Annotated in this window: 12 protein-coding genes; all 12 read right to left on the reverse strand. The window is 49.2% G+C overall.

Translation table 11 applies throughout. The annotated features are described in order from the left end of the window. Positions 1-115: 115 nt before the first annotated feature. Complete coding sequence (locus tag AC506A_RS06115) at positions 116-2,218, reverse strand: hypothetical protein (protein ID WP_495460081.1); 2,103 nt, start codon at positions 2,216-2,218, stop codon at positions 116-118. A gap of 91 nt (positions 2,219-2,309) precedes the next feature. Beyond that, entirely contained in the window at positions 2,310-3,857 is a 1,548-nt protein-coding gene (locus AC506A_RS06120; protein WP_495460082.1) for an extracellular solute-binding protein, read from the reverse strand. Positions 3,858-3,937: 80 nt separating this feature from the next. Continuing rightward, positions 3,938-4,798, reverse strand: coding sequence for a carbohydrate ABC transporter permease (locus AC506A_RS06125; protein WP_495460083.1), 861 nt, complete (start codon positions 4,796-4,798; stop codon positions 3,938-3,940). Further along, the gene (locus AC506A_RS06130; protein ID WP_495460084.1) at positions 4,792-5,757 is read right to left on the reverse strand and encodes an ABC transporter permease; all 966 of its coding nucleotides are present in this window, start codon (positions 5,755-5,757) and stop codon (positions 4,792-4,794) included. Before AC506A_RS06130 ends, AC506A_RS06125 begins: the two co-directional genes overlap by 7 nt. Positions 5,758-5,931: 174 nt before the next feature. Beyond that, positions 5,932-7,689: a cache domain-containing sensor histidine kinase gene (locus tag AC506A_RS06135; RefSeq protein ID WP_495460085.1), complete on the reverse strand. Its 1,758-nt coding sequence runs from the start codon at positions 7,687-7,689 to the stop codon at positions 5,932-5,934. A gap of 6 nt (positions 7,690-7,695) precedes the next feature. Then, positions 7,696-9,258, reverse strand: coding sequence for a response regulator transcription factor (locus AC506A_RS06140; RefSeq protein WP_495460086.1), 1,563 nt, complete (start codon positions 9,256-9,258; stop codon positions 7,696-7,698). Between the two features lie 132 nt (positions 9,259-9,390). Then, on the reverse strand, positions 9,391-9,774 hold the full coding sequence (locus tag AC506A_RS06145) for a VOC family protein (RefSeq protein ID WP_495460087.1): 384 nt from the start codon (positions 9,772-9,774) through the stop codon (positions 9,391-9,393). Next, positions 9,775-10,053 carry an ArsR/SmtB family transcription factor gene (locus AC506A_RS06150; RefSeq protein WP_495460977.1) on the reverse strand — a complete coding sequence of 93 codons (279 nt, stop codon included), beginning with the start codon at positions 10,051-10,053 and terminating at the stop codon, positions 9,775-9,777. It lies immediately after the preceding gene. Between the two features lie 94 nt (positions 10,054-10,147). Then, positions 10,148-10,996: a formylglycine-generating enzyme family protein gene (locus AC506A_RS06155; protein ID WP_495460088.1), complete on the reverse strand. Its 849-nt coding sequence runs from the start codon at positions 10,994-10,996 to the stop codon at positions 10,148-10,150. A 102-nt stretch (positions 10,997-11,098) separates the two neighbouring features. After that, positions 11,099-11,737: a glycoside hydrolase family 11 protein gene (locus AC506A_RS06160; protein ID WP_495460089.1), complete on the reverse strand. Its 639-nt coding sequence runs from the start codon at positions 11,735-11,737 to the stop codon at positions 11,099-11,101. 265 nt (positions 11,738-12,002) lie between these two features. Further along, a complete protein-coding gene (locus AC506A_RS06165; RefSeq protein WP_495460090.1) occupies positions 12,003-12,680 on the reverse strand; it encodes an ABC transporter ATP-binding protein in 678 nt (225 codons plus the stop codon). Continuing rightward, the gene (locus AC506A_RS06170) at positions 12,677-13,804 is read right to left on the reverse strand and encodes an ABC transporter permease (RefSeq protein WP_495460091.1); all 1,128 of its coding nucleotides are present in this window, start codon (positions 13,802-13,804) and stop codon (positions 12,677-12,679) included. Before AC506A_RS06170 ends, AC506A_RS06165 begins: the two co-directional genes overlap by 4 nt. Positions 13,805-13,825 lie beyond the last annotated feature (21 nt).

Genomic DNA, 13,825 nt, shown 5'->3' on the forward strand with positions numbered 1-13,825 from the left:
TCCTATATTACACTTGCAACCAAAAACTAAAAAGCCTTAATCCGGTTCAAGACCGAATTAAGGCTGCTTAGGGCTGCTTCTTCATATTGTCCGGAGTACGCCTTTTCCGTGGACTTCATTCGGACACTGCTTGAGTCCTCCCATTCTCATGGATCGTTTCCAGCTCTTCATTGACGGTCTTCATGATCGTGACCATATCTGTATAGGGCTGATCCTGTTGGTTGACCAAGCCTGTGTTGAAATTCTCGCCGTCTTTACGCCCGGTAACCGCCTGATCGAAATATGCAAACCAACCTGAGCCGACAAACAACGGATGTGCTGTTTGACTTTCGATGAATGCTTTGTAGGCCGCGCCTCTGTCCGCAATACTAGCCGTGCTAGTAGCCGCATTGGCAGGCGATAACCCGCGCTCGCTTGTGCTAAATGTGTATTCCAAGTTGAGCAGCGGTTTTCCGAAAGCTTCATACCTGGAGAGCCAAGCTGCATCTTTCGAATATTGATCGACAGAGAAAGCATCCACATATTCCATAGCGGCCGAATCCCAATCCAGACTGGTCCGCCAGGTGGAAACGATCGAAGAACCTAGGAACAAATGGTTCGTATCATATTTCTCGATAACCGTACGGATTGTTGAGAAGTATGTTTTGGATGCCAGCTTGATATAGTCCGATACATCAACAGCCGGAACTTTTGCGATTGTGATTGACGTATTCATTAATGCGTCAAATGATTCGGCGCTCGTGCCAAACAGCTGGTTAACAGCAGCAATGTCATTGTGATATCTTGGCGCAAGAAATTCTACAAAGGCTCTCTTTGCCGCGGATGTTGCGTCATACGTCAAAATCTCTTTAACAATATCCGCCGTCCATCCGGCCTCGTTATCGTACGTGTAGCCGATCAGCCACCGGTCGTTCTTCGCATTCTGAAGCTGTGGGCTTAAAGCATTGTCGATCATGGACATAGCCTGCGGATCGAATACGTCGTACGACCATTGAATGCGTTTCAAATTCATCGGATCTTGTAAAACCTGAATATAAGGAAACGTGACGTGATTAGGTCGGGTCCACTTGCTAAAGGCATTAAAGCCCCAATCGATCAACCGTTTCTTGGTGATATCCTCCCACTTTGATTCATAGTTGCTGCCATATTTTCTCATGACATTGGCGATGACAAAGCTGACTCTTTCGCCATTTAAGTCATTTGTGTAAGCGGGAGCAAAACTGCTCGGATCAGGAAGCTCCTCGAACACCATCCGTGGTGTGCCGTCCGCCCGTTGATACGGCGTTCCGTATCCCCACTCCCATATGCTTGTCGCATCCACGCCTTTTAAGATGAATTTATAGCCGGCCGGTGTAATAAACCACCATTTATGATCGATTTGTTCAAGTCGGAAAAATCCGGTGCCCGTGTGCTGCCCCCCGCTTCTTATCCCGCCGTACGGATCATATTTGCTGCGGTCCAGCGAAACTTTCGCCAGCGTTCGTGCCTCATTCACATATTCCTTCTTCAATTGCGCGTCAGTTGCAACCTTTCCCGGCCATGTTTCATAAATCCATTGTCCGTATTTATCGACCATCAAAGCATCTTTCAGCAGTTCAGCCTGCATTTGTTCTACGGTAAAAGCTGGAGCCGGATTCTGTCCTTCATCGCCTGTGCCTTTATTGATTTGCACTTCCGTAAGCGGGATATGCTGATAGGCGTTCGACCGCTTGATTTCGATGACAATAAACCTGGCCATCTTGTTGTTCATCGGGATGCTAATCGAATCGTTCAAGGCGGTTCCTGATTTCGCATGTTTGCCGGCAATATAGTAATAATCCGCAGCAGCCTCGGGACGGTATTTCACCGACAATTGTTTAAAACCCCAATAGCTGTTAGGCGAATTCAATACGATGTTTATGCTATCCAGCGGGTAATCCTTCAGCAGGTCAAACACCACCTTCACCGTTCCTGCGGCGGTGGCGCTCCCCATCCAACCGGCATAGGTCGTCGTTAAGTCGTCAAAAAGTTTGCCTCCCTCGGACGATACCAAGCCGGTCGCACGTAAGTCGGGAGAATTGCCTGCATCCGGGGCAGGACTGTAATAATAGTTTCCGGTTGTAAGCTTCAAACCTTCCGCGAGCGTTCCACCTCCGGCAGGTATGCACGACAATACCAGCAGGAATAAGAGAAATCGTCTACAAGTATCACCTCGAAACGATCCATACCATTTGCTCATAATTTACCTCCGCCTTCGTAGTCGTCGACATGGTTGAGTTGGTAAATTAATCCTGTTAAAACGATACACCTCAATGAAGCGCTCTTCCTTCTTATTTGCCGTAACCGAGCTCCTCCAGCTGCTTGGTTGATGCATCCATGTAGGTTTTGAAGTTCATGCTCGATTCAAGCGTTTTAAGGAAGCTGTCGTACTTGGAGAGCGGGTTGTTACCATAACTGAATTTCACGAATTCTTCATCTATGAAACGACTGGTGTCCGCCGGATTATACCCTTCAGGATTCGTCAGGAATCCGTTCAGGATTTGAATTCTCGGCTGGCTGTTGGCAAATTGGATATAGGGGGACTGCGGCGCGAATTTTGTCTCTAGATAAGCCATTTCCGGTCGACCGGTAAACTGGTACAGCCAAGTAAAGCCCGCTTCCTTGCCCATCAGCTCGGTCGGCGTGACCTTGTCGCCTTCCAGATTGTAGTGCGTTCCGTTAATACCGAACTGCACCAGCATCGAACCATCCTTGCCGGAAACGAAGTTCAGCAGATCGAATACTTTCTGAAGCTTATCCTTGTTATTTTCCAGCGCTTTGGGGATTGCATATATACCGGTGGTACCGCCAATATCGTACGGCCCGTCATATTGTCCGCCTGGCCCTTTCGGTGGTGCCAGCTGTATCCAATTCGCGTTCGGGTTTACTTTCTTGATTTGCTCGGTGAATTGATCCTTACTCATGTTCGGCCAATCGATCCAGATCAATCCGGCTTGCCCTTTAATCGCCTTCTCCTGATGCTGAAGGCCGGTGTTAGCCATAATCTCCGGGTCGACCGCTCCGGTTTCGATCAGCTTCTTGATGAAACCAAGTGCGTCTTTCATTGCCGGGTCATACAGAGAATTGGTCAGTTTCCCGTCTTTGATATAGAACGTGTTCGGGTCTCCTACGCCGAATGCGCCGAAGATCGGAGAGAACGTGGAAAGCTTGCTGCCGGTGAGTCCGAGCGTATCTTTCTTGCCATTGCCGTCCGGATCCTGCTCGGCGAACGCCTTAACCACATTCAGAAACTCATCGATCGTAGAAGGCGACTGAAGGCCGAGCTTATCGAGCCAATCCTTGCGGATCCAATAGGTGTTGTAAGGGATGCTGGGCGCTTTCGGAACGGCGAACACCTTACCATCAATCGTCGTCTTCTTCAAGCTCTCGTCGCCGATGAAATCCTTAACCGGCTGCAGTTTATCCGTATAGGGGGTCAGATCGAGCACAAGCCCCTGCTCGACTAATTGCTTCAGTGCCGCACGGTCCGAGACTTGGAATAAATCAGGAAAGTTACCGGATGCCAGACGAACATTCAATTGGTTCTTATAATCATCAGCCGACGCATATACGTTTAAATTCAAATCCGACTGGATCGCTTTGTCTATAGCCTGTTTAATAAAGTCCTTGTCCGGAGTCGGCAAATTGTTACCGGTCTCAATGATGTCGAGTTTGACAGCACTTCTCGCTTCGCCAGTACCCTCGGTGTTACCACCGAGTGAGTCCGAAGTATTCTTGTTCGAAGATTTCAAGGAATTATCGGATGAGCAGCCTGCAAGCACGCTGCATACAAGCACAAGGCTGCTTAGCATGACGGCAACAGCTTTCACTCGCTTCATGGTTAGGTTCCCCTTTCAGCTAAAACCCTTTTATCGTTAAACCGGCCTTTCCCGTTCCTGCAGTAACGGAATGCCGAGCTTCAACCTTTGACGGAGCCGAGCAGCATGCCTTTCGTAAAGTGCTTCTGCAAAAATGGATACACCATAATAATGGGTAGACTGGCCAGAATAACGGAAGCCATTTGCAGGGTTTCACTTGGTGTCATGTTGTCGGCATTTTCGAGCGGCTGCTGCGTTTGGATCAAGATTTCCCGCACGACCACCTGAAGCGGGAACAGCGTTCGATCGGTCACATACATGATGGCTTGAAAAAATTCGTTCCAGTGGCCCACCATATAGAACAATCCGATGGTCATCGTTACCGGTATGGATAGTGGGACGACGATCTGCAGCAAAATGCGAAATTCTTTAGCCCCATCGATTCTTGCGGATTCGAACAGTTCTTCGGGGAGCGACTCATAGAAGCTTTTCATAATGAGCACGTTGAAGCTCCACACGAGGTTTGGCAAAATCATGGCCCAGATGGAATCCAGCAGCCCGATCGATTTGACAACCAGATAGGTCGGTATGATCCCGCCGCTGAACAGGAGGGTAAACACCACCATCATGAGAAAGAAATTGCGTCCCGGTAGCTGTTTGCGGCTGAGTGGATACGCCATCAACGCTGTAATTACCATATTGAGAATCGTGCCGATGACGGTTATTAGTACAGTAACCCCAAAGGCACGGGGAATGTTCGATTCCATAAGCAGCTTCTGATAGGCGCCGAACGTGATCGATCTCGGGATGAGAATGAAGCCTCCGTTTTTGAGTACTTCGCTGAATGGAGTGAGCGAAACGGACAGGACATATAGAAGCGGGAACACCGCGACAAGCCCACACACGAGCAGGATGACAAAGACAACGGTATTTGCGATGCGGTCATTCTTGCTTTTTACCATATACCCTCCCCCCACCGTTTCGCGAGTTTGTTCGATCCCAGCACAAGAATCAATCCGATCGCAGCCTTAAACAGCCCTACCGCCGAAGCCAGACTGAAGTTAAGCTGCTGCAAGCCGGTCCGAAACACCCAGGTGTCGAGAATGTCGGCAACGGCATAGACTTGAATGTTGTACATGATATAAATTTGCTCGAAGCCCGCATCAAGGATATGGCCCAGGTTCAGAATCAACAGCATGATGACAACAGTCCGTATGCCGGGAAGCGTAATGTGCCAGATCATCCGCCGTCTTCCTGCGCCGTCCACCCGCGCCGCTTCGTAAAGCGTTGGATCGATTCCGGCAATAGCCGCCAAATAAATGATGGCTCCCCATCCGAGATTTTGCCATATCTCCGATCCCACCAGAATGGAGCGGAAGTAAAACGTCGAAGTCAGGAAGGGAATCGCCGTTCCTCCCGCATCCTTCAGCCATTGATTCAACAATCCAGAGCTTTGGGACAGAAGCGCAAGCAGAATGCCGTATATGATCACCCATGACAGAAAATGCGGCATATACGTTAAGGTTTGGATCAGTGATCGAAACCATCTGATCCGACATTCGTTAAGCAGCAGTGCCATGACAATGGGAGGTATCATGCCGAAGAGCAATTTGTATGTGCTGATCAGGAAGGTATTTGCAAGCAGATGTGAGAAATAGGGAGAATGAAAAAAGGTTGAAAAATGTTTATTCCAAGGGCTTGCCCACGGACTTGACCAGATCCCCTCCATCATGTTGAAGTCTTTGAACGCGATAATGACGCCATACATCGGGATATATTTGAAGACGATATAATAAATCAGTCCCGGCAACAGCATCAAATAAAAAGCCTTGAAGCGCCAAATGGTTCTGCCGAATACGGATATAGCGCCAGGTTTTGGTGCCGATCTTGCTTCGGAATGAGCTGCAATCCGTTGGTTCATAGCTTCACCTCGCCTATGTGTAAGCGCATACAATAGCGCAAACCAAGTATAGCAAGGCGATACAGGTATCCACTATACAGTGATCTTGCGAAATGATGCACAAAACCGACAATCTCACCTCAAACCAATCATTCTCGATGAATGCTGAGTCGACCAAAAGTCGCCTCAAACCAATCATCGTCGCAATACAGGGATCGTGATGCAGACAACCGTTCCCGCATTCGGCAGGCTGCCGATCCTCAGGCCGTAAGAATCGCCATAGTGAAGCCGCAGACGTTGGTGGACATTCGCCATTCCAATTCCGGAGGAGCGCACGCTGTTAGGTTCCGTCGTCTGGTCTTCTAACGCCTTCCGAAGCTTCGACTTCTCCATCCCAGCCCCGTTGTCGCGGATAAAGAATCGGAGTTTCCCTTTACGTATGGATCCCCGGACACGAATGATACCGTCCCCGCTGCGGCTTGGGGCGATACCGTGAAAGACAGCATTCTCCAATATCGGCTGAAGTGTTAGTTTCAGTATGCTGCAGGATAACACCTCAGCATCGATTTCCTGAACAAACCTGAATTTGTTTCCATACCTTATTTTCTGGATTTGCATATACATGTTCAGCCCTTCCAGCTCTTCCTTCACCGTTAAGAATTCCGATGTTTTATCGAAGCTGAGCGATAATACGCCGACTAGTGCCCTGATCGTTTCCTTGACCTCTTGCGTCCGGTGCTGCTTGGCCAAACTTCCGATGCATGCCAGCGTGTTGTACAGAAAATGAGGGGCGATCTGGCTTTGCAGCACCTTCAGTTCCAATTGTTTCTTCCGCTCTTCCATGTGCTTCGTTTCTTGCAGCAGATTGCGAATCCGCTCCATCATCGCGTTAAAGCTTTGGGTAAGCCGTCCGATCTCGTCATCCCTTTTCACGACAAGGCTCGGGATTACGCCCATATCATGTACCCGGTCCATCTTGATTGCGAGCATCCGGATCGATTTGGTCATATAGCGGGACATGACAAACGCCATGAACAGCAGGACCACGAACCAAATGCTGGCAGCCGTCTTGTAATTATCGAACAAGCGGATCACGTTCTGATAAAAGTAACGGTCTTTGATCAGCACGAGCAGTGTCCAGCCAAGCCGATTTTGTCCGGATTTGACAACAACAAGCTTGCCGCTTGGCCCACTCATCTCACTTGCTGTTACCGGAAGCCCTGCGAGCTTGCCGACGAACATTTCGGGGAGGTCTTCGTGATAAGTGCCCGGCTTTTGAGGCAGTATGCCATTGTCCCGATCGAAGGTAACTACCTTGTCCTTATCGGACATAATCACGAACGTCTGGTAGGAGCCGGAGGTCAATTCGCTTATTTTCCGGTTCAGGTTATCCAGATTAAGCTCGATGACCGCGACACCTATAATGTCACCGTTGTCAACGCTTACCGGACGGGAAATGGCTACCGTCTCACCGGAGAGCTTAGAGACATAGGGTTGGCTCACAACCGCCGCACCATAGGATTGCAGCGAATTGTCATATATAGAGTTCAGATTTGGGTTGCCTATAATATCGTAAGTGACCTGAGAGCTGGCATACACATTACCATCCTTGCGGATGAAGTACAGCGATTTCACGAGTGCGCTGTTGTTCTCTACAATGAACCGAAGTGATTCGGATATTTTGCTGCCGTCTCCATCCCGAAGCAGGTTGGCTTCCGTCGATAACAGCAGAAGTACATTCCGACTATTGTCCAGATACGTATCAAGAAACTGGTTCGTACGCGCAATCAATGTCACGGAGTCCGATACCATTTGATTTTTAAACAGATCAGCTGCCCTGTAGTAGTTGTTCCAAGCTAGTAGACTAAAAAAGGCGAACGTTATGATAAATAGAAACAGAAACTGCCTGGTCGCGAGGCTCCAACTTCTGTACCAGCGATAGATCCGGTTCATTTGCCATCATCCTTTGCCATCTTGGTCAGCCATCCTTAGCTCGGTTGGTGCCGCTCCTGTCCACTCGCGAAATAGCGCTGAGAAATAACGGTAGCTCGGAATGCCTACCTGCTCCGCAATCTCATAAACGCGAAGTGACGTATGCTGCAGCAGATCGGTCGCCTTCTCGATCCTCTTCCCTGTGACGAAATCGTTGAACGGAACTCCCGTTTCTTCCCGAAACAACCGACTCAAATAATGCGGGCTCAGCCCGACCTCCAGGGAAACAGTGTTAAGCGTTATCGGCTTCTCGAGGTTCGCTTCAATAAAGGACTTTGCTTCCGTGATTTCTCTGCGGCACTTCTTGACCCTGCCAATCGACTCGACTTCATGTATGAAAGCTTCCGTCATTTCATCTAGGGTAGTTGCTTCAAGGATCTGGCCCGATGCTTTCCACCCATTGCCGCCTTGAGCAGATTGTTCCCGATGCCAGACGCGGAGCCAATCGGCAACGAACGTCCGCAGCTCTTCCGGCACGACGCGTTTGTTCATCGCCCATGGAACGAAATCCCCCCGAATGACTTCCACCAGCTGCTCCCGGTTCCATTGCGCTTTGGACAGCTTGACCGACATTTCATTCGCCGACTGTTCGTCAAGTGAAGCGGGCCCGGTTGGCGGAGTCGCAAATACCCGGCCCTCGCCATCATAGAAAATCGCATCCGGTCTCTCGCAAACGCCGAGGTACCTATCCGCGAAATCCGAGTAACTCCTGATAGGTTCGCTTATAACGCCAAATAGCCTGTATCCATCACTAAGGAAAGACAGTCTGTTCTCGAGCGATTGATGCAGCTTCTCGGTTATCTCCTCTAGTTCGCGGTGTATATCAGGTGAATTGTCGTCCTCTCTACGGAATACCAGCACATAAAGGCCGCTGCCGCTGTCGGCCGGAATCCAAGTGAACGGCTTCAGGCGTTCCAGCGACGTCAGCGATTCTTCGCATATATGATGTACGAATAATCGGCCCGCCTTTCTCATCTCCACATGTATTGCGGCAAGCTGCAGCGGAAACTTGGCCTGGAAAGTTGCTTGCAGCCAGGCTGTAAGCTTGCCTTCTTCGTCTCCAGTCTGCCGAGTTATTTCCATCAGCTGTTCGGACGCCTCTCGGCGTTGACGCTCCTCTTCGCTGCGCTGCAGCGTTTTCTCGCGAGAAACGCTCTCCCTCGCCCGATCGATCGCCTGCGCGAGATCGCTGTCATCCATCGTGACTTTCACAAGGTACTCTACCGCACCAAGCTTGACCGCTTCCTGCGCATAGGCGAAATCTGCATGACAGGTGAGCAGGATCACTTGGATATGCGGAAATTCCGATTTCAAGTTTCGAAACAGCTCGAGTCCGTTCATGACCGGCATCGTAATGTCCGTGATGACGATATCCGGGACGAAGCAACGGATAAACCGCAGCGCCTCCTCGCCGTTCTCCACTTCACCTATCCATTCGGTATGATGTTTCTCCCAGGAAAATAAACGAAGCTCCTGACGAATTGGCAGCTCGTCATCGACAACCAAGACCGTTAATAGATCATCATTCATTCGGCACCCCTCCCGAAAGAAAGTAACAAATCCATGCGAACAACAAAAAGATGGTTTGCATACAAGCTGCATAACCATCTTATTTTTCGTGTCTATAAACTATTCGTACACCTATAACCTGTCCATCAGGTTTCACTTCTGAATTAACTGAATGAGATTGCCGCATGTATCATCAAAGACAGCTATTGTGAATTCGCCCATTTTTGTCGGCTTCATCGTAAAATTAACGCCTTTTTCCAATAATTGATTGTACTCTTGATGAATATCTGCAACGCCGAACATGGTTGCTGGGATGCCATCAGCAAGTATTTTCTGTTGGTATTCTTTAGCAGCAGGATGATCATTCGGTTCGAGTATAAGCTCGGTACCTTCCTGTTCATCCGAAGAAACAAGAGCGATCCACCTAAATTTCCCCATGGGAACGTCATGTTTGATTACAAAGCCCAGCGTTTCTGTATAAAACGCCAATGCCTTGTCCTGATCTTGAACGAATAGACTGGTCACTATGATTTTCATTTATTCGATCCAACCTTTCAGCAAATTTTTCAATGGCTCATTACTGAAAATAACAACACGAAATTTCCCTTTTTTTTCTGATTTGACGAGCCCGGCATCTTCCAATACCGATAGATGTTTAGCGATCGCCTGTCGCGAAATGGCAAGTTCATGATTCGTAATGAGTCGTACCGTAAGTTCATACAACGTTTGCTCCTTGCATTCGGATAGTTCATCTAAAATAATCCGTCGAGTTGAGTCGCCAAGTGCTTTGAATATCGTATCTCTGTCCCAATTCATAATTCGATTATAAGCAACCCCGTGGTTGCTTGTCAACGATAAGCAACCACAGGGTTGCGTGATAAGTAAGAATCTAATGCTGCGATAATTGGACTTACTCGCCGCGAATGACTCGGAACCCTTGATCAGGGCCGAACCCGTTCGCCTCGAACTTGCCGCGAAAAGATACCGCATTGTTGCTGACGTCGCCGATCCAGCCTCCGCCTTTCACAACCCGGTAAGCGCCGCTATCCACATTGGAGTCTGCGTACCAATCCCAGCACCATTCCCTTACATTGCCTGACATATCGTACAGTCCCAGCTCATTGGGCTGCTTGGTGCCAATCATCTTCGTTTGATTATGGTTATTTTCGATAGCAGGCCAGTTCCAGTCCCCAGATAGGATTTTATCACCGGCATTCATCCAATTCCAGGCTACTTCTTCTGCTTGATTGCTTCCGCTGTAGATGTAGTTCTTGCTCAATCGGCCTCCGCCTGCTGCATATTCCCATTCCAATTCTGTCGGCAACCGGTACCCATTCGCACCTTCATTGATCGTTACAGTCCATTTGACAACATCGTGTTCACTCGTATTGTTCGGGTCTTTCATATTCTTATCTATCGTGTAATACACTACTAGGCCCTCTTGGCGACTCCTTTTATTACAATACTCTACTGCTTCATACCAACTGACCGTTTCGACAGGCAGCTCGTTGCTTTTGAATTGCGAAGGATTGCCTCCCATGACATCGATCCACTCTCGCTGCGTGACCTCATATTTACTCATATAAAAACTTGGAACAGGTACGCTTTTACCATAGAAGCCGGACGTGGTGTTACTGATAGCTCCGCCTTGGACTAGCACAAATCGATCAGGCTTTTCTAGCTTGTCCGCCTCTTCTTGCGTGCAAGCGCTGACAGCAACCATGATTGCCATTAGTAGGATCACGACTGACTTTCTCATGGATAGTGTTCTCCTTTAGAGTTGAAATAGATAAGGCCGCCGGCTGCGAGACCGGGGCCTTAAGCAATATCAATGATTCATTCGGCTAGGATAAAACGACTGCTACCACACCGTTACGTTAGAGCTTCCGCTGCTTTGATAGCCCTCTGTCGCCAACACCTGGTACGACCAGCTGCTGCCCAGATTCATGCCTTTACTCTTCCATGCGTTAACGTGATTGCTAAATGTAATCGATACGTTGCTGCCGGTCGCTCTCTTCGCCTGTCTTACGCTCCAGAACTGGGTGAACGTCGCAGTGCCGTCTATGGAAGGCGCGTTCGTACGCGTCGTCGTATAGATGTCGTACGTTCCGCCATCGCTTGTCACCGTGCCTTTAAACGTTCCGGTAGGTCTGTAGGTACCCCATGTATCAACAACGTAATATTCGATGAGGGAGTTTCTTGTCCATCCATATAGCGTCAAATACCCGTTGCCCGAAGGGGCCCACACGCCGGCATTGTAGCTGACCGTTCTGGTTGGGGAGCCGGTATTCCAGCCTTTGCCGACAACGAAGTTCCCTGTATTGGACCAATTCACGCTATAATTACCGCCAGATCCGTTTGTGGCATTGACTGTTCCGCCGCCATCGGTCCAATTCTGCCAATAGTCTGTCGCTGCCGCATTTGAGGTTGCTGCAAACATGCCCAAACTCATTGAAGCCGCTAGTACCGCTGCCAAAATCTTCTTATTCGTTTTCATCATTGTATTCCTCCTAAGATTTGTGGATTTGTCACTACTTTCCAAACGTTCCGCTTGAATAGTGCTTGATAACAATTTCTGCCTATCACCTCCTTCCTAGAAAATTATAGAATGTAAGCGCATACACGACAACTTGGCAAACTATAGATAAACCCCGATATTTTTAACTTATTTTTACATGCCGGAGAGGCTTCGCCAGGCTGTCTGCCGAAGAATCGTTTACTACAAAAAACACGCCATGATTTGGCGTGTCCTGGATACAATTCTTTTATTTTCCAATCAGACAACCATTCTCTAAATAGAGAACACGATCGCACAGTGGCAAAATGCGTTCGTCGTGCGTTACCATGACGGTGCTCTTGCCCCGCTCTCTTGTTTCTTCGGCAAGCATGTGCACGACGTCCATTCCCCTGGAGGCATCTAGACTCGCCGTAGGTTCGTCCGCAAGCAGCACGGCCGGATCGTTCATGAGCGCTCTGGCAATGGCGACGCGCTGACGTTCGCCTCCCGACAACTTGCCCGGATAAGCGTTTCGGCGATCGTTCAAGCCGAGCATGTGAAGCAGCTCGCGAATGCGTTCAGTCGCCTTCCGCTTGTCTATATTTCCCAACTTTGCGACAAGCATCAGCTGCTCATCCACCTTCAAGTAAGGGATCAAATTCGCGCTTTGAAAAATAAATCCGAACTTATGAAGGCGAATATCGGACATCTCGTATCTATCCTTACCGGATATCGACTCCCCATCGAGCAAGACCTCGCCGCCTTTTGGCTCAAGAAGCGCGCCTGCAATCGACAAGAAGGTGCTCTTGCCTGAGCCGGATGGCCCCATAACAGCGACCAATTCACCTTCCGATACCTGCAGGTTCAGCTTATCCAGTACCGTTCGCCGGAGGCCGCCATCCTCGAAGGTATGCGTAATATTGTTGAGAATCAGTCGATGACTCATGCCGCAGTCCTCCCTATTGCATCCAAGGCGTCTATTTTCATTACTTTCCAAACGGAAAGCAAAGAACCCGCGAGCGACATGACAATAAAAGCGCTGCTTGTTAACGCCAAGGTAGAGGCTTGAAGCTGAAACGGCATTCCGCTAGGCAAGATGGCTTCAGTCGCCTGGATAAGCAGTATGCTGACCACAAGACTGCCTGTCGATAAGAGCAACACTTGAAGGGCGACGCTGCGAACCAGGTATCCTGTGCGAGTACCGATTGCCTTCAGGATGCCGAACTGACTGCTCTTCTGGATGGTGATGACATAGAAAAACACCGCTAAAACGAACGAAGAGATGACAAATAGAAAGAGGATCATCATCCAAAGCGAGCCCTGTTCTTCCTTATAGCCGGGGATGGCCGAAACGGCATCTGCTTTCGTCACGATTTCGGTATCCGGCAGGACTGCTGCAAGCCGCTCCGCCAGGTGCGTATTTGCTTTTATGGCAAACGCATTGTAGATTATTGAGTCCATCGGTTTTGCCGCTTCAGGTCGCATTGCCGTCTTCAGCTGAAGCTGCTGCCAATCGTGCTCAACGAGAAATACTGCTGGCGAATGGCTGAATGACTCATGGCTGACAAAACCGCTAACCGTCCACTCCAAACCTGAAGCCTCATCGATCAGAACTGTACCGAGGATAACACCCGAATCCTTCAGCTTACGATCAACAAGTACTTGTCCTGTCCCTTTCGATGTAATGGCCGAACCTTCTATCACCGGGGGCATTAACCAGCCTTCCGCTCTAATTCCGAGAAGCGTCACATCCAGCTTGCCCGCCATTTCCGCTAGCGTCACGGTAGTCATCTTGACACCAAGCGGCTGCACGTTATCTTCACCTACAATTGAACCTGCTTGTTCTACAACTTGATCGCTAATCTGTGAACGGGTAAAGCGATGATTCGAATCCTTTTCCATAATAAAATGGGTAGCGTCCATATTCTGAATCGATGCCGCGTTATCATAGCCGAGCCCGCGAGCAAGCCCGGTAACGAACAAGACCAAAAAAGCGACGAGCAGCATGATAATCGCAATGAGCGAATATCGGACTTTAGCGAACCTCATTTCTCGAATGGCCAGATACATTGTGCTTCCCTCCCCTTGAAT

It is taken from the genome of Paenibacillus sp. N22P23, assembly GCF_059383735.1.

Coding starts and splice junctions, on each gene's coding strand:
- AC506A_RS06160 (WP_495460089.1), bottom strand. CDS start 11,737: ATGATGAAAACGAATAAGAAGATTTTGGCAGCGGTACTAGCGGCTTCA.
- AC506A_RS06140 (WP_495460086.1), bottom strand. CDS start 9,258: ATGAATGATGATCTATTAACGGTCTTGGTTGTCGATGACGAGCTGCCA.
- AC506A_RS06130 (WP_495460084.1), bottom strand. CDS start 5,757: ATGAACCAACGGATTGCAGCTCATTCCGAAGCAAGATCGGCACCAAAA.
- AC506A_RS06155 (WP_495460088.1), bottom strand. CDS start 10,996: ATGAGAAAGTCAGTCGTGATCCTACTAATGGCAATCATGGTTGCTGTC.
- AC506A_RS06170 (WP_495460091.1), bottom strand. CDS start 13,804: ATGTATCTGGCCATTCGAGAAATGAGGTTCGCTAAAGTCCGATATTCG.
- AC506A_RS06165 (WP_495460090.1), bottom strand. CDS start 12,680: ATGAGTCATCGACTGATTCTCAACAATATTACGCATACCTTCGAGGAT.
- AC506A_RS06145 (WP_495460087.1), bottom strand. CDS start 9,774: ATGAAAATCATAGTGACCAGTCTATTCGTTCAAGATCAGGACAAGGCA.
- AC506A_RS06115 (WP_495460081.1), bottom strand. CDS start 2,218: ATGAGCAAATGGTATGGATCGTTTCGAGGTGATACTTGTAGACGATTT.
- AC506A_RS06120 (WP_495460082.1), bottom strand. CDS start 3,857: ATGAAGCGAGTGAAAGCTGTTGCCGTCATGCTAAGCAGCCTTGTGCTT.
- AC506A_RS06150 (WP_495460977.1), bottom strand. CDS start 10,053: ATGAATTGGGACAGAGATACGATATTCAAAGCACTTGGCGACTCAACT.
- AC506A_RS06135 (WP_495460085.1), bottom strand. CDS start 7,689: ATGAACCGGATCTATCGCTGGTACAGAAGTTGGAGCCTCGCGACCAGG.
- AC506A_RS06125 (WP_495460083.1), bottom strand. CDS start 4,798: ATGGTAAAAAGCAAGAATGACCGCATCGCAAATACCGTTGTCTTTGTC.